This is a genomic window from Nitrosomonas ureae, assembly GCF_001455205.1.
In the GTDB taxonomy this organism is placed as follows: Bacteria; Pseudomonadota; Gammaproteobacteria; order Burkholderiales; family Nitrosomonadaceae; genus Nitrosomonas; species Nitrosomonas ureae.
In genome coordinates this window covers 54,532-77,606 of the sequence record NZ_CP013341.1, presented here as the reverse complement: position 1 = coordinate 77,606, position 23,075 = coordinate 54,532, and the positions used below count along the sequence as shown (strand labels likewise).

General features: G+C 44.8%; 25 protein-coding genes. 9 read left to right on the top strand and 16 right to left on the bottom strand.

Features of this window, described 5'->3' with window-relative positions; translation table 11 throughout:
- The first annotated feature begins 6 nt into the window (after nt 1-6).
- On the top strand, nt 7-1,518 hold the full coding sequence (locus ATY38_RS00455; protein ID WP_235590349.1) for a carboxypeptidase M32: 1,512 nt from the start codon (nt 7-9) through the stop codon (nt 1,516-1,518).
- Between the two features lie 24 nt (nt 1,519-1,542).
- On the opposite strand, the gene pbpG is transcribed toward ATY38_RS00455, so the two are convergent.
- The 14 genes from pbpG to tsaE form a co-directional block, all read right to left on the bottom strand.
- Nucleotides 1,543-2,274, bottom strand: a complete 732-nt coding sequence (pbpG, locus tag ATY38_RS00450; RefSeq protein WP_418007001.1) for a D-alanyl-D-alanine endopeptidase — start codon at nt 2,272-2,274, stop codon at nt 1,543-1,545.
- Nucleotides 2,275-2,799: 525 nt separating this feature from the next.
- Complete coding sequence (locus ATY38_RS00445) at nt 2,800-3,027, bottom strand: hypothetical protein (protein WP_013648203.1); 228 nt, start codon at nt 3,025-3,027, stop codon at nt 2,800-2,802.
- Between the two features lie 699 nt (nt 3,028-3,726).
- Nucleotides 3,727-4,485, bottom strand: a complete 759-nt coding sequence (locus ATY38_RS00440) for a protein phosphatase CheZ (RefSeq protein ID WP_062557553.1) — start codon at nt 4,483-4,485, stop codon at nt 3,727-3,729.
- 32 nt (nt 4,486-4,517) lie between these two features.
- Nucleotides 4,518-4,925, bottom strand: coding sequence for a chemotaxis response regulator CheY (cheY, locus tag ATY38_RS00435; RefSeq protein ID WP_062557552.1), 408 nt, complete (start codon nt 4,923-4,925; stop codon nt 4,518-4,520).
- A 234-nt stretch (nt 4,926-5,159) separates the two neighbouring features.
- The gene (gene hpnA, locus ATY38_RS00430; protein ID WP_062557551.1) at nt 5,160-6,149 is read right to left on the bottom strand and encodes a hopanoid-associated sugar epimerase; all 990 of its coding nucleotides are present in this window, start codon (nt 6,147-6,149) and stop codon (nt 5,160-5,162) included.
- A 14-nt stretch (nt 6,150-6,163) separates the two neighbouring features.
- Nucleotides 6,164-7,222 carry a phytoene/squalene synthase family protein gene (locus ATY38_RS00425; RefSeq protein ID WP_062557550.1) on the bottom strand — a complete coding sequence of 353 codons (1,059 nt, stop codon included), beginning with the start codon at nt 7,220-7,222 and terminating at the stop codon, nt 6,164-6,166.
- A gap of 69 nt (nt 7,223-7,291) precedes the next feature.
- A complete protein-coding gene (gene lysA, locus ATY38_RS00420; RefSeq protein WP_062557549.1) occupies nt 7,292-8,545 on the bottom strand; it encodes a diaminopimelate decarboxylase in 1,254 nt (417 codons plus the stop codon).
- On the bottom strand, nt 8,542-8,670 hold the full coding sequence (gene lptM, locus ATY38_RS16320) for an LPS translocon maturation chaperone LptM (RefSeq protein WP_144429449.1): 129 nt from the start codon (nt 8,668-8,670) through the stop codon (nt 8,542-8,544). Before lptM ends, lysA begins: the two co-directional genes overlap by 4 nt.
- A 91-nt stretch (nt 8,671-8,761) precedes the next feature.
- On the bottom strand, nt 8,762-9,331 hold the full coding sequence (locus ATY38_RS00415) for an ABC-type transport auxiliary lipoprotein family protein (protein WP_235590348.1): 570 nt from the start codon (nt 9,329-9,331) through the stop codon (nt 8,762-8,764).
- A 53-nt stretch (nt 9,332-9,384) separates the two neighbouring features.
- The gene (locus ATY38_RS00410) at nt 9,385-10,281 is read right to left on the bottom strand and encodes an MlaD family protein (protein WP_062557547.1); all 897 of its coding nucleotides are present in this window, start codon (nt 10,279-10,281) and stop codon (nt 9,385-9,387) included.
- Nucleotides 10,254-11,063, bottom strand: a complete 810-nt coding sequence (locus tag ATY38_RS00405) for an ABC transporter ATP-binding protein (protein WP_062557546.1) — start codon at nt 11,061-11,063, stop codon at nt 10,254-10,256. The genes ATY38_RS00410 and ATY38_RS00405 overlap by 28 nt, the downstream gene beginning before the upstream one ends.
- A gap of 4 nt (nt 11,064-11,067) precedes the next feature.
- The gene (locus tag ATY38_RS00400) at nt 11,068-12,180 is read right to left on the bottom strand and encodes an MlaE family ABC transporter permease (RefSeq protein WP_062557545.1); all 1,113 of its coding nucleotides are present in this window, start codon (nt 12,178-12,180) and stop codon (nt 11,068-11,070) included.
- Between the two features lie 234 nt (nt 12,181-12,414).
- Nucleotides 12,415-13,743, bottom strand: coding sequence for an N-acetylmuramoyl-L-alanine amidase (locus ATY38_RS00395; RefSeq protein WP_235590347.1), 1,329 nt, complete (start codon nt 13,741-13,743; stop codon nt 12,415-12,417).
- Nucleotides 13,744-13,847: 104 nt separating this feature from the next.
- The gene (tsaE, locus tag ATY38_RS00390; protein ID WP_062560040.1) at nt 13,848-14,354 is read right to left on the bottom strand and encodes a tRNA (adenosine(37)-N6)-threonylcarbamoyltransferase complex ATPase subunit type 1 TsaE; all 507 of its coding nucleotides are present in this window, start codon (nt 14,352-14,354) and stop codon (nt 13,848-13,850) included.
- On the opposite strand from tsaE, the gene queG reads away from it, so the two are divergent.
- Genes queG through ATY38_RS00375 form a run of 3 tightly spaced genes read left to right on the top strand, consistent with a single transcriptional unit; the run spans nt 14,349 to nt 17,619 of the window.
- Nucleotides 14,349-15,446 carry a tRNA epoxyqueuosine(34) reductase QueG gene (queG, locus tag ATY38_RS00385; RefSeq protein WP_062560039.1) on the top strand — a complete coding sequence of 366 codons (1,098 nt, stop codon included), beginning with the start codon at nt 14,349-14,351 and terminating at the stop codon, nt 15,444-15,446. The two genes, tsaE and queG, sit on opposite strands and share 6 nt — an antisense overlap.
- Before the next feature lie 16 nt (nt 15,447-15,462).
- Nucleotides 15,463-16,674 (top strand): formate-dependent phosphoribosylglycinamide formyltransferase, encoded by a 1,212-nt coding sequence (gene purT, locus ATY38_RS00380; RefSeq protein ID WP_062557543.1) that lies wholly within the window; start codon nt 15,463-15,465, stop codon nt 16,672-16,674.
- Between the two features lie 33 nt (nt 16,675-16,707).
- Nucleotides 16,708-17,619, top strand: coding sequence for a D-hexose-6-phosphate mutarotase (locus ATY38_RS00375; protein WP_235590346.1), 912 nt, complete (start codon nt 16,708-16,710; stop codon nt 17,617-17,619).
- Nucleotides 17,620-17,655: 36 nt separating this feature from the next.
- Here the strand turns inward: ATY38_RS00375 and ampD are convergent, their stop codons facing one another.
- Complete coding sequence (gene ampD / locus ATY38_RS00370; RefSeq protein ID WP_062557541.1) at nt 17,656-18,228, bottom strand: 1,6-anhydro-N-acetylmuramyl-L-alanine amidase AmpD; 573 nt, start codon at nt 18,226-18,228, stop codon at nt 17,656-17,658.
- A 74-nt stretch (nt 18,229-18,302) separates the two neighbouring features.
- Between ampD and tmk the strand changes: the two genes are divergently transcribed.
- Nucleotides 18,303-18,929 (top strand): dTMP kinase, encoded by a 627-nt coding sequence (gene tmk, locus ATY38_RS00365; RefSeq protein ID WP_062557540.1) that lies wholly within the window; start codon nt 18,303-18,305, stop codon nt 18,927-18,929.
- Nucleotides 18,922-19,962: a DNA polymerase III subunit delta' gene (gene holB, locus ATY38_RS00360; protein WP_062557539.1), complete on the top strand. Its 1,041-nt coding sequence runs from the start codon at nt 18,922-18,924 to the stop codon at nt 19,960-19,962. Before tmk ends, holB begins: the two co-directional genes overlap by 8 nt.
- Before the next feature lie 7 nt (nt 19,963-19,969).
- Here the strand turns inward: holB and ATY38_RS00355 are convergent, their stop codons facing one another.
- Nucleotides 19,970-20,491 carry a GlcG/HbpS family heme-binding protein gene (locus ATY38_RS00355; RefSeq protein WP_062557538.1) on the bottom strand — a complete coding sequence of 174 codons (522 nt, stop codon included), beginning with the start codon at nt 20,489-20,491 and terminating at the stop codon, nt 19,970-19,972.
- Between the two features lie 110 nt (nt 20,492-20,601).
- Here ATY38_RS00355 and ATY38_RS00350 point away from each other — a divergent pair, with 110 nt between their 5' ends.
- The 3 genes from ATY38_RS00350 (at nt 20,602) to ATY38_RS00340 (ending at nt 23,042) form a co-directional block, all read left to right on the top strand.
- Nucleotides 20,602-21,315, top strand: a complete 714-nt coding sequence (locus ATY38_RS00350; RefSeq protein WP_062557537.1) for a dienelactone hydrolase family protein — start codon at nt 20,602-20,604, stop codon at nt 21,313-21,315.
- Between the two features lie 211 nt (nt 21,316-21,526).
- The gene (locus ATY38_RS00345) at nt 21,527-21,772 is read left to right on the top strand and encodes a hypothetical protein (protein WP_062557536.1); all 246 of its coding nucleotides are present in this window, start codon (nt 21,527-21,529) and stop codon (nt 21,770-21,772) included.
- 10 nt (nt 21,773-21,782) lie between these two features.
- Entirely contained in the window at nt 21,783-23,042 is a 1,260-nt protein-coding gene (locus ATY38_RS00340; RefSeq protein ID WP_062557535.1) for a PDDEXK-like family protein, read from the top strand.
- The last annotated feature ends 33 nt before the right edge of the window (nt 23,043-23,075 follow it).

Below are 23,075 nucleotides of genomic sequence, written 5' to 3'. Positions count from 1 at the left end.
AGCGAAATGACTATGAATCAACATTATCAAAATTTAGTGCAGAAACTGGAAGAAATTGCTCATTTAAATGGCGTGATGAGTACGTTGGGGTGGGATCAGGAAGTGGTGATGCCTGCAGGTGCCGGTGAGGCGCGCGCGAAACAGATGGCTGCGCTGGCGGGGGTGATTCATGAGCGCATGACCGATCCTGCGCTGGGGGATTGCTTGAATGAGCTGAAAGAAAAAAATTCTGATCGCCTGGGTGAAGTGGAACGCTGCAATATTCGCGAAGCGCTGCACAGTTATGAATTGGAAACCAAAGTGCCGAAGCAACTGGTGCAGGAACTGGCAGAATTGAGTTCGCGTGGCCAGGGTATTTGGGTGATGGCGCGGCAAGAGAATAAATTTTCCGATTTCGCGCCGGTGTTGAAACGTTTCCTGGCATTGAAAACCGAGTGGGCGCAGCGTGTATCGCCCGATTTGAACCCTTATGACGCAAATATCGACTTGTTTGAGCGTGGCACCACGATGGACATGATCACACCCATATTCGAGCGCTTGAAGCAGGAACTGATACCGTTGATCGAAGCTATTCAGAATCATCCTCAACAACCTGATACGTCATTCCTACAAGGCAGGTTTGCGCTGGATAAACAGGAAGCATTAGCACGCAAAATCAGCCAGGATATCGGTTTTAATATTCAACAAGGTCGGATCGATGTGTCGGTGCATCCTTTTTGCGGTGGCAGCCATCCTACCGATGTGCGAATTACAACGCGCTATAAAGACAGTGATTTTATCGAATCTTTGTATTCGGTGATTCATGAGACTGGTCATGCATTGTACGAACAGGGGCGCCCGTATGAATTTGGGGATTTGCCGGCATCGGAATCATTAACGATGGGGATTCATGAATCCCAGTCGTTGTTCTGGGAACGCATGGTTGCGCAAGGCAAGCCGTTCTGCTCGCATTATTTCGATACGATTCGAGCCACATTTCCGGATAATCTGCAATCCGCCAATGTGGATTCGTTTTATCGCGCGATCAATACGTGCAAACCGGGTTTTATTCGCGTGGAAGCGGATGAAGTGACTTACCCATTGCATGTCATATTGCGCTACGAGATCGAAAAGGGTTTGTTTGACGATTCGATGCGAGTCGATGATTTACCTGCTATTTGGAACGAGTTAATGTGGAAATATCTGGGAATTACGCCACCCACCGATACGTTGGGCGTATTGCAGGATTCGCATTGGAGCGGCGGGGCGTTCGGGTATTTTCCTTCGTATACACTGGGTGCGATATATGCCTGTCAGTTTTATACCGCATTGCTGAGCGAGCAGCCAGATACGGAAATGAACATTGCAACAGGAAATTTTGCGCCGATTAAAGATTGGTTAAACGAAAAAATCCACCGCCAGGGCAGACTTTACACGCCACAAGAACTGGTGCAGCGTGTAACAGGTGAGGCTTTGAGTCCGGATCATTTTATTGATTACTTAACGACTAAATACAGTGAGATTTATCAACTGGGTTAGTTTGGTTTAATCTGATTGATCCCGCTATACCTGCTTACGGTTTTGATTGCTTTCTATCCATTTCCTGACACGATTTGCGTCACCAATACGCGTATTTTTACCCCACGAATTAAGGAGCACGATAACAACGGGCTGCCCGGAAATTTTGGCGTGCATGACTAGGCAGCGCCCGGCCTCATTCAGGTATCCGGTTTTGGAAACATCAATAGTCCAGTTCTGGCTGCGCACCAAGCTATTGGAATTGACATATTGCAACTGACCGCGTTTATTTCCCGGAGATACGGAATGTTGTGATGCGGTGGAGAATTCACGTATGACAGTATAGCGATTGGAGGCAGCGACCAGTTTGGCCAAATCGCGCGCACTCGCTACATTATTGCTGCTCAATCCGGTAGGTTCGACAAATCGGCTGTTAAGCATACCCATTTGTTTGGCTTTAATGTTCATGGCATTCACAAATGCCTTAGTGCCGCCAGGGTAGGTGCGCCCTAATGCTGCTGCTGCACGGTTTTCTGAGGACATCAGTGATAACTTCAACAATTCATGTCGCGAAAGCTTGCTGCCAACGGGTAAGCGGGAAGTTGTGTACTTCAGCTTGTCAACATCAGCACTCTCTATCGTGATGATTTCATTCGGTGCTAAACGGGCATCCAGTGTGACGATAGCCGTCATTAATTTGGTGATGGAAGCGATGGGCATAACCTTATCGGCATTCTTGTCATAGATGACGTGCTCATTCTGCGCATTAAAAACCAGGGCAGCGTGAGATTTAACATCCAGATTGTTTTTTTTGTGCCAGTGAATTGCCGGTATAAAAAAACAGAATGCAAGATAAAATAAATACTTGTTTCATTATTTTCCATCCCAATGAGTAAAAATTGCAAAGCAAATTTGTATTAATTCACCTATTTTTATGAGCGAGGAAAATATCTTTTAAGTATTTTATTATCAAGGTATTTTTATTAAGATCTTATTTTTTCCTGAGAATAACAATTTTTTGTGCAGTTTTAGTGGATGATTGCAATAAGTTATTTTGGATGATTATATTCACTAATATGATTGCGACAAATTCAGGGAAAATTATTCAGTTTGCTGAGGGATTATCCATCCACTCCGAGATATATTCTTGCGTCGGACACGCAAAACAATAGGTCAAGCCAGTAGTTGCTTAATTTATTAAAATCATTATTCAATCTGTGCGATTGCTTTAGATGATAAAGCATAAAAAAAGCTATCTATCCAAGCTTGACCTATTTATGGGTTTGCTCTACAGCTAATTAATTATTTACCAAAATTTGGTTGTTTTATTTTCGCAGGGCAGGTAATCATTTCACCATCAGTGCGATCTCTAATTTTCTCACCGTCTTTTTTGCCTTCGCATGACATTTTATTCAAGATATCCTGGGCAGCTACTGGAGGCAGTGAAGACTCTTTGTTTCCGCTTGCCATTGTGACAGAAGATCCCACTAAAAAAACCAAACCGATTGCAGCGATCAGAAATTTGCTCATTTTCAACTCCTATATTAATGTTATGAAGGAAGCCAATTTTTATATACCTGACTTACCAACCATGAATTTATCACAATCAAGGCCGTAATGGCCATTTCTTTTTCAAATTAAAGAACTGGGGAATGCATGCATTTTTTGCGATTAATTGAGTTTAAATCAATTAAGAGCGATGACAGACTTTATTAAGCTAGGGTGGATTTAAACACGAAGTGCAATTTTTATTCTTTGTTCTCTTCCAAAATACATAAAAGCAATTGGACAGTTTGGTCTGGAATTTTCTCAATCATTCCCGCCACTAGGTGGAACCTTGCGCGACTGAGTTGATGATGGAATCATCGTCGGACTTAATCGCTGTCTTTTTTGTAAAGCCGCGATTCAGCAATTTAGCGATTGATAAGTGCGATTACTTATTTTAATTCATTGAGTTGCTATATCGTACGCTGGAATTTTTTAGTGCTACGATTTGGCTGTGACTTATTTCCAAACGCGCCCTTGCTTGCGCGCGGGGCGATTTGGTGTGTAGCCGTTCGCCATGTTTGTCCCTTATGAGGTTGCTTAAGTCTGCTCTATGCGTACTTGTATATCAGATGCTAAAGAAAGCATTATCTCAGGAAGAAATCCCCTAAAAATAAAAAAATCAGAAGCGCAAAACCTGAGATCAATTCATATAACGGTACTTGGAGAAATTTTGTACACAACTCAGAAACCAAGACTAGCCAGAAAATCATCTACCTGATCTTGATTACATACTACATCATTTCTTTTCTCAGGATTGGTAACTGGTCCATTCATAAGTCCGTCATCATCTGCATGACTCTTCTTGAGAGAAACATTGGCTAACAATAGATCAATGAGATCTTTTTCTAAACTTTGTACCATATGCGTAATTTTCTTGATTACTTGACCTGTGAGATCTTGGAAATCTTGCGCCATCATTATTTCAAGTAGTTGTGTATTGGTCGCATTAGTTTGTTCAGGCACTTTGTCAAGATATTGAAGTGTTTCAATAAGCAATGTTTTGAATATTTCAGTGTCTGGATTCCCTTGTTGGGTTTCAAGGGCTTGTTTCCATTGTTCGGATAGATAAATTGCATTATTTGCAAGCTTTTCTTGAATCGGCATCGCGATCTCTGTGGCATTGAGTACCCGCTCGGCAGCTTGTTCAGTTTTTGTGGCTACATAAGTCAGCTTGTCTTGAGCTTCGGGCACCTCAGCAGCAATCGCTTGGAGACGTGTGTCATATCCTAATTCTCGTAAGCTATCATGTAAGTTTCGTGTTAATAACCCAACCTGATCAATAACTTTCTTGTCAGATATTATTAGTGCCGGGTTTTCTGTAAGATTGACTCCAAAACTTTTTGATGCATCAGCTAATTGAATCGATTTTCTAGATTTTTTGGGAGTGGGTGCTTGATCAATTTCGTTAACTTTTATTTTTGTCTGACGTTTTGTATTCATAGTTAACTTACCTGTATGTTATTAAAGGGGATTCACGCTTTCTCAGCTAACTTGGCTTTCATGTTCTGGAAAATTTTATTTAGTTTCTCCTCAAGGACGGCGGCAGTAAATGGCTTAACGATATAACCACTTGCGCCAGCTTGAGCGGCAGCCACAATATTTTCCTTTTTAGCTTCAGCGGTAACCATGAGGACGGGAATATCCTTTAATGCCGAGTTTGCGCGCACATTCTGGAGCATAGTTAACCCGTCCATATTGGGCATATTCCAGTCGGATACAATAAAGTCAAAATTACCATCTTGCAGTTTACGCAATGCAATTGCACCATCTTCAGCCTCGTCAACATTAACAAATCCAAGTTCTTTCAGAAGGTTGCGAACGATTCTACGCATAGTGGAAAAATCATCGACCACCAAGAATTTTAAATTTTTATCAGACATACTTTTCTCCGTAAATAGCTATATTTTTGGTAGTACTAGAGTTGAAAAATCTATAACTGGCTAATTAAATGGTTTTGTTTGGATTAATCTTGCCTGGTGTGTTTACGACAGATGATTATTAAAATTTAGGTCAAATGAGAAAAAGATTCAGTGAGAATCGTACTCTAGATTTAGAGGTTTTAATGTGCCGCAGATGGATGTTTGCCGATATTTTTTTGGATAATATTTGATTAATTAGTTGCTGTAGCCATTTTCTTTGAACCAGTTAACTGCATCCCTAATTGCTTCACGTGCCGGGCGGTATTGATAACCTAATTCATGCTGTGCTTTTTTACTGGAGAAGAACATCAATTTCTTCGCCATACGAATGCTATCCAGTGTTGCACGGGGTTCTGAGTGTGTGAGACTTGCAATTTTTTCCATGCACCATGCCATAGGTAGCATGACGTTGATAGGTATGCTGATGCGATTCTTTTTTACTCCCTGGATTTCATCGATGGCTTGCAAGATTTGCAGTAGAGTCATGTCATCGCCACCGAGTATGTAGCGTTCTCCTGGCTTCCCGTTCTGGTATGCCAGTAAATGACCGTACGCGATGTCATCAACATGAGCAATATTTAGGCCAGTATTCACATAGGCAGGCATGCGATCCAGGAGTGTATCCAATATAATGCGCCCGGTTGGGGTGGGGCGAATATCTCCGGGACCTACCGGGGCTGAAGGGTTAACGATAGTTAAAGGTAGATGGTGTTCATCGGTTAATTGCTTCACTATTTGTTCAGCAAGATATTTGGAGCGTTTATAGTATCCGGTAATTGCGGAAATATCTGATATAGTCTCTTCGTTAGCCGGTGATCCATCGGAATTTAGGCCCAGCGCTGCTACACTGCTGGTATAGATAATACGTTTTATGCCTTCCTGGTGCGCAGCCAGAATGAGGGCACGCGTTCCATTGATATTGATGTCATACATGGTTTCGGGATCAGGAACCCAGAGACGATAATCGGCCGCGACATGAAAAAGATTATCGCAACCCTGAACTGCATGTTGAAGGGATTCATGGTTACGTAGATCACCTTCGGAAATTTCAACCGCAAAACGCTCAAGATTTCTCCGATCACTGTTCGGTCTAACCAAAACCCGGACATCATGGCCGGCTGTTAGCAAGCATCGCATAACCGCCGAGCCGAGAAATCCAGTTGCTCCTGTAACCAATGATTTCATGTTATTGTAATTGCTTAGCTAATTTCTGATAACGCCGCTGGGTGTGAGCTAACTTCAGGAAGATTTCTGGAAGTATACTTGAATAATAGCTCGAGTATCCAATTGTGGCTGGCAAACAGACTAGTGGTTAGGATGGTTGCTTTAACACTACGGCGACTGATCTTGACTTGTGCACCTTCAGAAAAATTCCGGTGCCGATTTATTTTATTAAGCGTCAAGATGGCCATGCCAATTGCCCATAAACAAAATCTGCGAATGCCTTTCTCGTGCGGAGGGATTAGGCTGGTGTAGATCATGGCGTTAAGTAGATGTCTTTTAGCCACTCCCAATAGCTCTGCCAATCCAGCTTGAAAGTTAGTATCGTTCATACCCGGCTGTAATTTGCTAAGGTTAAATCCATTCTTAAGAAAAATATCTTGCGGCAGCCAGCAGGCACCGCGTTTACGATCATCCCATATGTCTTTGAGAATATTGGTCATTTGTAAGCCCTGTCCAAATGATACGGCAAGTTTCATCAAGATGGGTTTGTGCGCATTAATTTCCGCTGAGTAATCACAGAATAATTCGGTTAACATTTCACCGACAACGCCTGCAACGTAATAACAATACTGATTCATTGCGGGTAAATCTTTGAGCCCTTCCAAAGATTCAGTCTCCTGATAATCCGCCATACCTTGCGCCATGATTCTGACGCATCGCTCCAGTGCCTTACGCTGCACGGGATTAAAGCTGTGCGTGACACGAATAACAGCGGGGGTATTTTTAATTAAGTCATGTTCGGCAGGAATGGTTTGATCAGAAAGGAGAGGGTGCAATTTTAGTGAAAATTCCTCCGCTGATGCATTTCCACATACTACTTCGACAAACATATCCGATAATTGCCGAGTTTGTTCTATCGTCAGAGCATTGTCATCTTCAATCGTATCCGTGATTCGACAAAGCAGATATGCATTGCCGATGATGCGTCGTAAAGCCTCGGGTAATTGTGGAATGGTTAATGCAAAAGTGCGTGAGACACCCTGCAGAATGTAGTCTTGATATTGTTCATCATTGATGCGAGAGTGGCTTGTCATTGCAGATTTATCATAAAGCGGTACAGCGTGTTAGTATAATTAAATGTATCTCCTGATTCATGCTGCTTATTAAGATAGAATTTTCTCGTTAGAAAATAACTGATCAATCGTTTCACGTTGCCGGATAATGTGGATAGTATCTTTGTCTACCATGATTTCAGCAGCGCGTGGTCGCGAATTATAATTTGAGCTCATGCTCATACCATATGCACCGGCTGACATAATAGCCAAAAGATCGCCATTGATCAGACCGATCCGACGATCATGACCTAAAAAATCACCAGTTTCGCATACAGGCCCAACGATCTGATAATCTTTGATTTCTCCGGAATTTTTGTGAACGGGTAAAATTTCATGATAAGCATCATAAAGTGCTGGGCGCATCAAGTCGTTCATTGCCGCATCAACAATTGCAAAGTTACGTGCAGGTGTATGTTTTAAGTATTCAATGCGTGTCAGAAGAATGCCTGCGTTACCCACCAAAGAGCGGCCGGGTTCAATTAGAAGGCGTTGTTTTATTTGATGCGTGTTGATACAAAGCGCGGAAACATAATCACTAATCGACGGCAGAATTTCCTCGTTATAGCGAATACCTAATCCTCCGCCTAAATCCAGATGCTCAATCTCCAGGTTTTGCGCTTGAAGACTATCCAGTAGGTGGAGCATTTTTTTGCTGGTTTGCGTGAAAGGCTCAAGTTCTGTCAACTGTGAGCCAATGTGGCAATCCAAGCCGATAAAACGAATATTGGGATATAAGTGCGCGGATTTATAAATCCTTTCAGCTTCACGGGCGGGAATGCCAAATTTGTTTTCTTTGAGGCCGGTGGAAATATATGGGTGTGTTTTGGCATCGACATCCGGATTTATACGTAAACTGACCGGTGCAAGCTTGTCCATATCTTTGGCAATCTTATTCAAAGCAATTAATTCAGCCTCGGATTCTACATTGAAACATAAGATATTCTCTTCTAGAGCCATGCGCATTTCATAGATGCTTTTTCCAACACCGGAAAAAACTGTTTTTCCCGGATCTCCACCTGCTTTAAGGACACGCTGCAATTCACCGCCGGATACAATGTCGAAGCCGCTGCCAAGTTGAGCAAAAAGATTGAGTATGGCAATATTTGAATTGGCCTTAACTGCAAAGCAGATCAGATGATCACGATTTACAAATGCTGTATCGAACTCTTGATAAGCCTTAGTCAACGCTGACCGTGAGTAGACATAGCATGGTGTTCCGAATTTTTCAGCAATCTGCTTTAGCGGCACTGACTCGACAAAAAGCTCATCGTCGTAGTAGATAAATTCCGGAAAGCCGCTCATTTTCTTTCAATTTCACTTGGCACCATGCGGTTTTCTTCCTCAGTTTGAGGAAGAAAAAGCGGACCTTTATGACCACATGCACTTAAAGAATAAGCTAAGAAAATGGTGACACAGACTAAACGCATGAATGAACCTTAAATGATAATTTACCGGATACTATCATAAGCGAATAACAAATTAATCAAACTTGTGGTTAATTTTGGTAATCTTATTAGGTTAAGCGGGGGGTAATTCTACAGTCAGCCAGTTCACTAGTTCATTAATCAGTTTATTGCTTGCAGAACTCAGGGCAAATACTGCGCCTGCAGCATCAGCAGAAGGAGTGTTTTCGGTAGTACTGAAATCTTTTTGAGCGAATAGCTTGCGGGAGTTTTGTTCAATCAAGCTAACACGAATGCTAACCACGACATGGCTAGAGTCAGTGGTATCGAACAGTTGGATAAATTCGTTCAGTTCAATGTGCAAAGTATAATCAGCTTTTACTATGCCGCTGTCTCTTATGACTTGCTCAGGTGTGTTGGTAATAATACGGTTACGTATCTGCTGAGTGAGCAATGTAGCAGGTGTCGCTATCCAGCGGCTATTAGCATAAGCATATGATTGCGCAGGATTATGATAAATCAGCCGATAATGGATAGCCGTATTATCCAGCCAGATGGGTGCTGCCGCATCAGCGATTAGCAAGCTTTTTCGATGTAGATGCGGTTGGTTCGGTATTTGTTCAATGGATGATAAATGCTGCATGCCAAAAGCATAAGTCGATATCGCGGGTTGAGGTTTATGCAATCCCGTGCAGCTCGTAAGTAGAAAAATAGTAAAGATCAACAATAGCATTTGCTTCATGGTTTATTTTCTGTAGGTGGAACGAAACCGGTTTCGCCTGGGCCAGGTGATGACGGAGAGCGGCCAAAGATCAAGCTCTGTGGGTTTTCTTCTAATTGATGAAGCACTTTATCCAAGTTACTGGAGTTACGTAATAGGCTGTAACTCAATTTTCGTAATTCAGGGATCGTAGTGGCGAGTTCCTGGGTGCTGTGCGACAAACTATCAAAAATACCTTCTTTTTCATTGGCTTTGGCTACTGTAAGATTGAGCTCGCCCAGCAGTTGATCCAAACGTTTGACCAAAGTACCTGATTCTATAGTTAATTCAGTAAATGAGCTTAACACCGGTTGTAAGTGGCCAGCAATACCGTCAAAATTTTTGGTTGCTTTATCGATATTTTGTAAAATTTGTGAGATATGATTCTGGTTTTGCTCATTCAACAAATGATGCATCTTTAATACTAACTTATTGACATTAGTTAGCAAATCCTGTCCAGAGCCGGTGACTTCATCCAGTAATGATCGGCGCATTGGAATTCTCTCATCACTCAGTATCTCATTATTCACACCATCGTCGTTTAGCTGAATATAAGCGAGTCCGGTAACACCCTGGTAGCCTAATTGTGCATAAACACTTTTTCTCAGGATAACATTCTCGTTGACTGCAATATGGATGAGTATTTGGTGTGGATTATCAGGATCAAATTGAATTTTTTCCACTTTACCAATATTTACGCCGCGATAGTGTACGGCAGATTGAGGATTCAGCCCACTCACCGATTCCTTGGTTACCACGAGATAATCTGTGCGCTTGGTGCTGTTGCCGCTGAACCACATGGCGACCAAGGCCACAGAGATACTCAATAGAATAACAAAGATGCCGGCTATGAGGGCATGGGCACGGTTTTCCATGTTTGCTCCGAGTGATTTTTTTGCTCGATTTTATGCCGTATGCTTTTAAAAAAACTGGTAATGAATGGGTGTTGAAAGCGGCATATCTCATCCAAGGTACCTGTCACGATGACTTGTTGATCGGCCAGCACGGCAATACGATCAGACAATGCCACAAGTGTTTCAAGGTCATGGGTAACCATAACAATGGTGAGATCCATTTCAGTGCGTAAAGCAAGAATCAGTTCCACAAAACTTTCACTAAGCTCGGGATCCAGTCCGGCTGTAGGTTCATCGAGAAACAATACTTTTGGATCCAATGCCAGTGCGCGGGCTAAAGCGACGCGCTTGATCATTCCTCCGGATAGGGCTGCCGGCATCTTATTGGCGTGTTCCGGTTCAATTGCCACCATATTGAGTTTAACCATCACCAAATCACGAATCATGTCTTCATCGAGTATATGCAACTCACGCAAGGGCAGTGCAACATTATCGAACACAGTCAATGCACTAAATAATGCCCCTTGTTGAAAAAGCACACCGGAATGGCTTCGTATGATTTTTTCTTGACGATTGAAGGTGGCATCGTTTCGGGAATGGCCGAAAATTTTTACTGTTCCCTGGGAGGGTTGCTCTAATCCCAACATATGACGCAGCAAAGTCGTTTTTCCACTACCCGAGCCGCCGATCAAAGTCAGAATCTCGCCGCGATACACATTTAAATTGACATCGCGATGGACATCATGATTACCATAGCGGGTGTGTAGCGATTCAATCTCAATAATACATTCCGGTTCTGTCATGAATCTAGGGGAGTCCTACATCAGAGAAGAGCACTGCAAAAATTGCATCAATAATGATTACCATGGTGATGGCGGTTACGACAGAAGCGGTGGTGCCCTCACCCAGGCTTTCAGTGTTTGGTTTAATTTTTAATCCAAAATGGCATGCAATCAACGCTATCACCATTCCGCATACAATCCCTTTTCCTAATCCTAACCACAAATTTCCTACCGGCACAGAATCCGGTAGCGCAGTGATGAAATAGTGATAGTGTAAGCCCAGTTGTATTTCTGCTGCAACCATACCGCCTAATAATGCCACTGCGCTGGTCCATATGACCAGCAGCGGCATTGCAATGCCAAGACCCAGAACTTTGGGTAAGATCAATCGTTGGCTATGGGAAATTCCCATGACAGTCAAAGCATCCAATTCCTGTGTTACGCGCATGACACCCAGTTGTGCCGTCATCGCTGAGCCAGAACGACCTGCTACCAGTATTGCCGCCAGCATGGGGCCCAGTTCGCGAATGATACTAATCCCCAATATGTTGATAATGAAGATATCGGCACCAAATAATTGCAATTGCTTGGAGGAGAGATAACTTAACACAATCCCGATCAGAAATCCTACTAATGCGGTGATACCTAGCGCCTGAGCACCGGTTCGGTATAGATTTGCAGAGATTTCCCGCCAAGGAATATAAACAGGATGCCGGATTAAGTAGATCACATCAAGCATTAACTGGCCAATCAATGCAACCAAGCTTACGGAATGCTGCCATAAAACCAATACCAGTTTACCTAAGCTAGTGATTGGCCACAGTAAATCTCGATGTTTGATTTCTGGCTGATGAGCGGGCAGCCGTTCTAACCGTTGAAACATCTTTTCATGCTCGGGACGTAGTTGTAAACGATCGGGACGCTTGGTTTTCCATACGCGCCAAAGCAGGATGGTGCCAGCAGTGTCGATTTGCTCAATACCCGTTAAATCCCAATAGAGATTCTGATTTTTAGTCTCACGAGATAGCTCATCCTCTAACGGTTTTAACAAGAATTCCAATGCCGCTAAAGTATAGTTACCCGTCAAGATAATGTGAGGAGAGCCATCTTTAGTACAGATTTGATACCAATGATTCATTGTTTCATAAGAGTAATGAATAGATATTAATTTAGACGTGACTTAGTTATAGAAATACCAAATATGTTTAAACCCGGTCGAGACTAATTTTAATATTTACAACAATATTTGTGCATCTTGATCTGGCTGTGCACACTGCGACCAACTTGGGACAGAAAGTGCTATTGTATAGGGTTATGACAAATAAAGCGGTTTAATCAGGCTTGTTATCCTCCTGACAAGCATTCAGCAAGCTTACTTTGTTTGTGCTACCGCGGCGCGAGCTAATGCGGGATTATCGGAAAAATATTTCTTTATCCCCAGAAACATTGCATCCGCCATTTTGCTCTGATAGTCTCCGCTGCGCAATTTTACTTCTTCTTTGGGATTGCTGAGAAAAGCGGTTTCCACCAGAATTGAAGGAATATCCGGTGATTTGAGTACTGCAAAACCAGCCTGTTCTACATTCCTCTTGTGTAGATGATTGATGCTGCCAAGTTGTTTCAGTACATACTCAGCCAATTTCACGCTATCGTTAATGGCGGCATTGAGCGACAGATCCAGTAGTAATTCCTTGATATCTTTTGATTTCGATGTGATGTCAATTCCCCCCATCAAATCACCATCAACACTGTTTTCCTTGTCGGCGAGCCAACTGGCCGTAGTTGAAGTTGCACCATGCTCCGATAAGGTGAATACCGAAGAGCCATGAGCGTGCGATTTCGGATTGGCGTCTGCATGTATGGACACGAACAAATCGGCATTGGCGCGCCGCGCAATTATTCGTCGCTGCGGAAGCGAAATGTAATGATCGCCATCCCGTGTTAGAACAGCCCGCATGCTGGGCTCTTTATCAATTTTTTCCTTAAGTTTTCTGGCAATTGCCAGCGTAACATCTTTCTCGTAGGTGCCCTGTTTTCCGATCGCACCGGGATCCTTGCCACCGTGACCGGGATCAATTGCTACCACGATAATCCGCGGTATCATACTTTTTTGTGGTGTTGAATTGGGCTTACGGTATTGTGCGGCTTGAAAACTGCCTGGTTGCTCAGCCTGCTTTACAGGGTGCGGTTGAATTTTTTGGGGAGACGGAGGAACAACCCGGATCAAGTTGGATTCTTGTTTGCTGCTGTCTTGTATTAATGAGGCTACCAATTCATCCAGAACATCCGTTTCAAACTTTGCTTTGGCGGCAGGATGGGTAGGAGTGCTCAATTCCGTTTTAGCCGCTTTGTGCGGATGATAAATATCCAATATCAATCGATAGGCAAAATTTTCTTTGGGCGGTACAACAAATGTGCGAGGAACGACGTGCGCTTTAAGATCAAATACCAGTCGGATAACGTGCGGAGTGAATTGACCGATACGGATATTTTGTACAAAGGGGTCGATAGCATCCACTTTCTGGGGTAAGGTATGCAGTACCGGGTTAAGCTTGGTATTGTTTAGATCAATGACCACGCGGTGCGGGTTATCCAGCATACTCAGCTCATATTCAAGCGGCCGATCGGATTCAAGGGTGATGCGTGTATAGTCAGGAGTCAATCCAACGCGAACGGATTGAACGGTGGCATCCGCAGCCATCGCGGATTGGCTTAACAGCATCCAACAACAAAAAAAGATTAGGATCAGAGGCGCCAGAAAAGTATTTTTTACGCTTGCATTACTGCAAACGCTAAAATATGCTATCAAGTATTTTTTTCTGTAGTCCAATGTATCAGGCATTGTTTTCCTGTCTCTGTGCCGCTTCGGATTTCAATATTTCTGCCCGAATCAAGTATGTTGAGAAAGCACCGCAAGTCGGCGCTGGGCAATAAGTTTCCCGCTTTTTCAGGCCATTCCACCAAGCAAATAGAATTGGAATTAAAATAATCGCGAAAACCTGCTTCTTCCCATTCCGAACAATCATTGAATCGATAAAAATCAAAGTGATACAAGTATAACCCAGAGATTTTGTAGATTTCAACTAAATTATAGGTAGGGCTTTTGACGATATGCGAGTATCCAAGGCCGTGTAAAATACCCCGGGTTAAAGTGGTTTTACCGGCGCCTAGATTGCCAAGCAGATGAATTGTCATGCCAGGGTGTAGGCAAGATGCTAATTTTTCACCAAATTTCAAGGTTTCTTCTGTGTCGGCAAGATAGTGTGTATGGCTTTGTGCTGATCCGCAATCTGTCGAATGAACGCTATGCAAAAAAATACCTCAACAAATAAAATACCTGATTATGCCGCATTGGCAGTTGCCATTAAAACATGGGGCAAGGAATTGGGTTTTCATGATGTCCGTATTGCCGATGCAAACGCGGATATCACTGTAATCGAATCCGGTTTTTTCTCATGGCTGGGTAAAGGATATCACGGTGAAATGGATTATATGGCGAAACATGGCACCAAACGCACTCGTCCCGCCGAACTTGAACCAGGAACACTGCGAATTATTTCCGTGTGTATCAATTATGCACCACCCTCCGTCAAAAATAGCTGGGATGTGATCCACTCGGGTGAACGCGCATTTATTTCACGTTATGCACTGGGGCGGGATTACCATAAGGTTCTGCGTTCCCGGTTGCAAAAACTGGCGGATAAAATGACAGTGGAAGCAGGGGCGTTCAATTACCGGGTATTTTCCGATAGCGCGCCGGTGATGGAAGTGGCATGGGCGCAGAAAGCCGGTCTGGGCTGGCGCGGTAAGCATACTTTGCTGTTGTCGCGTCAAGCGGGTTCGATGTTTTTCCTGGGGGAAATGTATGTCGACCTGCCACTTCCCGTTGATGAAGAAACTGAAAATTATTGTGGCAGTTGCAGCCGATGTATCGATGTTTGTCCAACGCAAGCGATTGTTGCACCGTATGAGGTTGATGCGCGGCGCTGTATTTCTTATTTGACCATTGAATTAAAAGACAGCATTCCCGAATCGTTACGTCCGCTGATTGGCAATCGTATTTATGGCTGTGATGATTGCCAGTTGGTGTGTCCGTGGAATAAATTTGCCCAAATCACTAACGAAAATGATTTTCATGTGCGCAATGGATTGGATGATGTATCGTTGATTGAATTATTTAGCTGGGATCAGGAAACATTTGAAGCTAAATTGGCGGGCAGTGCGATTCGCCGTATTGGTCATATACAGTGGCTGCGTAATATCGCGGTTGGCTTGGGGAATGCGCCATACTCGGTGGAAATCGTTCAGGCGCTGCAAGCGCGATTAAATGATGCTTCAGTTTTGGTGCGGGAACATGTGCAGTGGGCCTTACTACAACAGAATATGAAAAGAACAGAACAGTAACAGAGGAAAACATATGATGAATAAACGATCCGTTATCGGCACACCGCTGAGTCCGTCAGCGACCAAAGTCATGCTACTGGGCAGTGGCGAACTCGGTAAGGAAGTGATTATCGCGCTGCAGCGTCTGGGTGTCGAAACCATCGCGGTAGACCGCTATGCCGATGCACCGGGACATCAGGTGGCGCATCGCGCGCATGTGATCAACATGGCGGACGGTCAGGCGCTTCGTGCGCTGATCGAACGGGAGAGTCCGGATATCATCGTACCGGAAATTGAAGCTATCGCGACCGATATGCTAATAGAAATCGAGCAAGCGGGGATTGCGACCGTAATTCCGACTGCGCGTGCTGCTAAACTTACGATGAATCGCGAAGGAATTCGCTGTCTGGCGGCAGAAACACTGGGTTTGCCCACTTCACCTTATGCTTTTGCCAATAGTTTGGATGAACTGCGCGCCGCAATTGATGGCAAGATCGGTTATCCCTGTATCGTAAAACCGGTGATGTCCTCGTCGGGCAAGGGACAGTCGCGTATCGGAAATGCAGATGAAATTGAAGCTGCATGGCACTACGCCGCGAGCGGCGGCCGGGTGAATCAGGGGCGGGTGATTGTCGAGGGAGTGATTCATTTTGATTACGAAATTACGCAATTGACGGTACGTGCGCGGGGTGCGGATGGGGGCGTGAAAACGCATTTCTGTGAAGCGATCGGTCATGTGCAGGTGCAGGGTGATTATGTGGAAAGCTGGCAACCGCAGGGAATGTCACCTATAGCATTGGAACGCGCACGTGAGATGGCTAAGAAAATCACTGATGATCTGGGTGGTTTAGGTGTTTTCGGTGTGGAATTGTTTATCAAAGGTGATGAAGTCTGGTTTAGCGAAGTCAGTCCGCGGCCGCATGATACCGGTATGGTGACCATGTGCAGCCAGAAACAGAGCGAATTTGATTTGCATGCGCGTGCCATCCTGGGATTGCCGGTGGATACCCTTCTGTTGGCGCCAGGTGCCAGTGCGGTGATTTATGGTCAACTGGAAGCGCAAGGCATTGCGTTCTCCGGCGTGATTGAAGCGCTTAGCGTGCCGCATAGCGATTTACGCTTGTTCGGCAAGCCGGGATCATTCCAGCGCCGACGCATGGGCGTTGCGCTGGCAAATGGTGTGAACACGGACGAAGCACGGAGCCGTGCTAAACTTGCGGCCAGCCGGGTGATGCCTGTCAAAGTATAAATATGCAGAATAACCAATAACTTGATAAGGAAAATGATGACTATCGAAGAACTCAACACCAAGTACAAAATTGCAGGTCAACTTGAATTTATAGCGGGTAACGGCGGATTGCCGATGATCCGGGTGAATAATGCCAAGGCCGCGGCATTGATTTCGCTTCATGCCGGACAGGTGTTGTCATACCAGCCAGCCGGAGAACCGGAAGATGTTCTTTTCCTGAGTGAAAAAGCGTATTACCAGGATGGCAAAGCAATTAAAGGCGGCGCACCGATCTGCTGGCCATGGTTTGGCGCCGACCCGGAAGGCAAGGGTCGTCCTGGACATGGATTTGTACGTAATCGTGCGTGGAATGTCGTGGCCACCGAAGCTATGAACAATGGTGATGTCAAAGTCACGCTGGGTTTGGTGGATACACCGGATACGCGTGCGATCTGGCCGCAATCGTTCAGTCTGTTGCAAGAAATTGTAATTGGCGCTACGTTGAATCTGTCCTTGATCACGCGCAATACCGGAAAAGAAACATTCTCCATTACACAAGCGTTCCATACCTACTTTAAAGTGGGTGATATCGCACGGACGAAAGTGCTCGGGTTGGAAGGTTGTGAATATATCGATAAGGCGGGTGGCGGCAATGAGCAAAAGCGGCAATCGGATGCAGTGACCATAGAATCGGAAGTTGACCGCATCTATCTGGATGTTGGCAACACCTTAACGATCGACGATAGTGCGCTGAACCGACGCATTCAGATTACTTCGCAAGGCAGCAAAACCGCAGTGGTATGGAATCCCTGGGAAAAAATTTCCAAGGAAATGGCCGATCTGGAAGACACCGACTATCAGCGCTTAGTATGTGTTGAAACCACGAATGCCGCAAATGATGTCGTGGAAGTAGCACCGGGAAGTGAGTGCAGGTTAATTGCTAGCTACCGGGTGATACGTAACTAATTCGGAAGAATGAATATGATGTGGTTGTTTGCTGCATCATAAAAAATTTTGCATTGCATTGAAGAATTTTTTCTCGCCTAAATCGGATGCATATTTCTTCCAATCAAAATAAGGCCCTGGATCGGTTTTGCGTCCGGGTGCGATATCCGAATGTCCGGCGATATGCCGGATGGGATAGTGATCGCACAGGCATCTGGTTAATGCGCTCAACGATGCGTATTGCGCATCGGCAAATGGCATCAAATCGCTGCCTTCCAGTTCAATGCCCAGCGAGAAATCATTGCAACGTTCTTTGCCTTGCCATTGGGATATCCCTGCATGCCAGGCACGTTTAGTGCAAGGGACAAATTGAATGATCATGCCGGCGCGGCGGATGAAAAAATGGGCCGATACTTTCAACCCTAGTAACGAGTGATAATAAGGGTGTGCTTGCGGATCGATTTGATTGGTAAACAGCTCAATCACGCCAGTGCCGCCGAATTCGTCGGGCGGGAGACTGATATTATGGATCACTAATAAGTTGATTTCCGCATCCGCCGGGCGCTCGTCGCAATTTGGCGAGGCAATGAATGAAACGGCATGGACAAGGCCGGATGTATCGATTTGCATGCGATAAAATGAGTTGAAAATTAAATGATGCTGCATGGTAGCTTAGCTTAACCAAACTTGAAAACCGGAATCACATGAAGCAAGGCAAATTCATTACGCTGGAAGGTATCGACGGTGCGGGCAAATCGACCCAGTTGGCATGGATAGCCGAACTATTGCAACGCGCAGGAAAACGGGTTGTGGTGTCGCGCGAACCGGGCGGGACAGCATTGGGTGAGCAGTTGCGCGCACTGCTGCTGGATAAATCCATCACCATGCATGCGGAAACCGAAACATTACTGATGTTCGCAGCGCGGCGTGAACATTTGGATAAAGTGATTTTGCCCGCTCTTGCGCAGGATCAATGGGTGTTGTCGGATCGTTTCACTGATGCCAGCTTTGCCTATCAGAGTGGAGGCAGGGGGTTGAATAGCGCTAAACTGGACATTCTGGAGCAATGGGTGCAAGGTACATTGCAGCCGGATTTGACATTGTATTTCGATGTCCCGGCGGATGTGGGGCAACAACGTGTCAGTCGGGGAGGAGTCGTGGATCGATTCGAGCAAGAGCAAGCCGATTTCTTCCTGAGAGTGCGTGCAGCGTATCTGGATAGAGCGCAGCGGTTTTCTGATCGTATCAAAATTATCGACAGCAATCGATCGTTACCGGAAGTCAAAGCTGCGGTTGAACAAGTATTGCAGTCCTTATTGCATCATGAGTGAAATTTATCGCTGGCAACAGGAAATCTGGTCGAAATTGATGCGTAACCGTCAATTCCTGGGGCATGCGTTATTGCTTAAAGGTAAGCAGGGCATCGGCAAATATGATTTTGCGCGCCAACTGGCGAAATCATTGCTCTGCACTGCACCCATGGCTGATCATGAGGCTTGCGGAGAATGTTTGAGTTGTGGCTGGTTTGAACACGATAGCCATCCTAATTTTTATCTTGTGATGCCGGAAGCGCTCGCTGTAATTTCCGGGGGAAGTGGCGAAAAGGAAGAAGGTGAAGAGAAATCCGGCAGCGCTAGCGCCAAGAAAAGTGTCAGCCAGAAAATCAGCATCGAGCAGATTCGGAAATTGACTGATTTTGTTTATCTGACCGGCCATCAAAGCGGTTACAAGATTATTCTGATCTATCCTGCGGAAACGATGAATACCGCCTCAACCAATGCATTGCTGAAAAAACTCGAAGAGCCGCCAGAAAATGTATTGTTCATACTGATCACGCACCAGGCGCAGCATTTGCTGCCGACCATACGCAGTCGCTGTCAGCAGATTTCGATGCCGATACCGGATGTCGAATCTTCCGTGGCGTGGTTGCAACAGCAAGCGGTCAGTGATCCTGAAGGCAAGCTCGCTGCCGCGGGTTATGCACCCTTATCCGCATTGCTGTTGGATAAGGGGGAGTACGCAGCGCACTATGAACAATTCATCCGGCACATAGCTCATCCCAAGCAGTTTGATCCACTGATGCTGGCGGGAGCGTTGCAGCAAACGAGTTTGTCAACCGTGGTCAGTTGGCTGCAAAAATGGTGCTATGATTTGGTCAGTTATCACACTACCGGAAAAATCCGCTACTATTTGAAGCAATCGCAAGCCATTCAAGCGTTAAGTGAGCAAATCAGCCTAGTTGAGTGCGTGAGATTTACCCGCGAACTCTACATTAAACAACAACTGTCGCATCATCCGCTTAATTCGCGCCTGTTTCTGGAGGAAATGTTCATCACGTATGCCGTCATGATGCGGAAAGAATAATCACCTATCACTTCTTCTCAAACGTATCGTCCGCTTTCAAAACTTTCAGTGCCGCGCTGGCGCAGACTTCATCATATTCAATCCCTGGCGCGCCGCCGACGCCGATGCCACCCACCACTTCACCGCCGATTTTTATCGGAAAGCCGCCGCCCAATAACAGGATGCTTTCGTTCAAGCGCGTTAAGCTTTGCAATTCCGGTTTTTGCGTTACCAGCATCGCAAATTTATGCGTTGAATCACGCAAGCTGTTGGCGGTATAGGCCTTGCGGCGGCTGCTATCGAGCGTGTGCGGCCCGGCGCCATCGGCTTTCAACTGCACCTTGAGCAAACCTGATTGATCCACAATAGCCACGCTGACTTTAAATCCATCGTCGTGGCATTTTTTGATTGCCGCCATCGCAGCCTGGGTTGATAATTCAAGCGGTAGAGTTTTTTGTGTAGGAAAATCCTGCGCTGAGATCTGAACGGACGCGGTATACAACGTAAACGCGGAAATGCCGGTTAATAATGATTTGAGTTTAGGGGTCATAATCGAGTCCTTTGAATGAGTTTTCATACAAATACATTAACATTGCATCATAAGATTATCACTGTTTTAATTGACAACGCACCCTATTATTTGCGAGAAGAGGTAATGACATGATTACAAAAACGATCGATTATCTGGATGGAAATACAAGTTTGGAGGGCTATCTGGCCTATCACGACACCGGCAAGGTTCAACCCGTAGTATTGGTTGCGCATGACTGGAGCGGACGGCGCGAAATGGCCTGCAAAGGCGCGGAAAGAATCGCCGATATGGGTTATGTCGGCTTTGCGTTGGATATGTACGGTAAAGGTATCTTCGGTGCTGATGGCGATGCGGAAAAGAATGGTGCCTTGATGGCGCCGTTTGCCCAGGATCGCGCTCTGTTACGGCGCAGAATCACCGCCGCCTTGCATGCCGTGCGCCAATTGCCACAGGTCGATGCTGCCAAAGTTGTCGCGATGGGCTATTGTTTCGGCGGCATGTGTGTATTGGAACTGGCGCGTTCCGGTGCGGATGTGCAAGGCGTGATCAGTATTCACGGCATTCTTGCGCCGGGCAATGTCGCCAATGCAAACATCACTGCAAAAGTGCTCTGTCTGCACGGTCACGACGACCCGATGGTACCGCCCGAGCAAGTGCTCGCATTTGAAACCGAGATGACCCAAGCGAATGTGGATTGGCAAGTGCACGTTTACGGCGGCACAATGCACGCCTTTACCAACCCCAAAGCCAATAATCCCGGCTTTGGCACGGTATACAAGGAAATCGCGGCAAATCGGGCGTATCGGTCGATTGAGAATTTTTTGGGTGAAGTGTTTTCGTAGAGAAATATTGACTGATATAGGCAATGCATCCTTAAAAATTCATGTTGATTGGCACCATGCGATGCAAAATGACGCATCGCAAGTAATAATATCCGCCGGTTTTGTTTTCTCTTACTTTCGACCTGCTGCCGATAGCGCGTGAACGTCATTATCATCCGAGCCCGCAGAGTAGCTGGAGCATCAAGAAAGTATTGCCTGCCGTGGTGTCTGAATGACGTCAAAATACATTGCATTGGATGGCGGCATGGCCATGGAAGCTTTCACTGAAGGTATTCACCCGGATACCACATCAGAACGCAAGACCCGGACTCAACAGCAACTTCTGGCATATTGCAAACTGGATACTTATGCCAGGGTATGTCTGTGGCAAGTGTTTTCCGGTCGTACCGGTCTGAATCTCTGCCTGATGCTCAAACACCCCGGATATTTAATGAACAAGCTTTTAAATAAAATGTAAAGGAGCAATAGTGCAAGAAAAGATAAATTCGCTACTTAAGGAAGTGACATTTAAAGTTGCGACCTTAAATGAAGCAAGAGAGCGGTTCGCCGATAGGCTTGCACCGGGCTTCAGTATATTTGATTACTTGCGTACGGATGAAATAGGTTTGTCGCGTTGTATTGCTGATCTATTAAATCCGAAGGGAAAGCATGGACAGAAAGAAGTATTTTTAGAAGAATTCTTAAAACTCCTAAAGCTAGAAAAAATAAAATGGTCAGGAAACACTAAGATTAAGTCAGTTCGTTTAGAAGAGCAGGCCAATGATCAAAGGCGGATTGATATTCTTTTAAAGTTTGAGAGCGGGGAAATTATTGGCATTGAGAATAAGCCGTGGGCTGGAGATCAAGAAAATCAATTGAGTGATTATGCGTCATTCATTGAGAAAGAAGCAGCTGGCAATGACTGGCGACTGATTTATCTCAGTAATAACGAGCCATCGGATCATAGTGGTGCAAAAAAGGAAGTGATCAAAAAAGCTGTGAGTGAAGAAAAATTCGTCCGGTTGAATTATTCAACGATTGTTGAATGGCTTGAAGATTGTGCTTGTAAATCGAAGGCTCTAATTGTGCGTCTATTTATTGAAGAACTTGCAAAATTTATACGAATGAGTGTGAATGGAGAATTGGAGATGTCAGAAGAAAATGAAATCAGGAATCTGATTCTTAGCTTACCCCAAAATATTGAATCTGCTTTCCATGTTTCAATCGTTTTGAGGAAGGTTAAAGAAAAGTTACTAAAGGAGTTTCATGATGATCTGGAAAAAAAATTAAAAGACGAAGGCTTTGTACTTGTCTGGGATGATGCTATTTGGAAAAGCGGCTATGGTTTTAATGTGAAATTTAATGAGGAGCAAAAATTTTTGCTGCGCTTTGAATTTCAAGCTTCAGAATTAGGGAGTCTTGACTGGGGTATTATGCAAGAAGATGGTTCCATGAAAAGAGATGATGTCATTTGGAACAAAATCAACGAAGTTATGAGTGACCAATTTGGTTCTTCAGGTAAAAAGAGCGAAAGGTTTCCATGGTGGAATCGGATAAATAAAAAAGAATTTAGTGATGAGTACAGAAGCTGGAGTTCAAGTGCAGCACCTTGGATGTCAATAAAAAAGGAAGAACTTGCGGGAAAATTTTTTGAGCTTGCTAATCGCGTACATAAAGCTTTTGTTAAGCATCACAGTCTGGAGCTTTTGTCAGGAAAAATTTCAACCGATATGGATGGTGGTAGTTAATAATTACGCTACTTTTCGACGGTTATATGAACT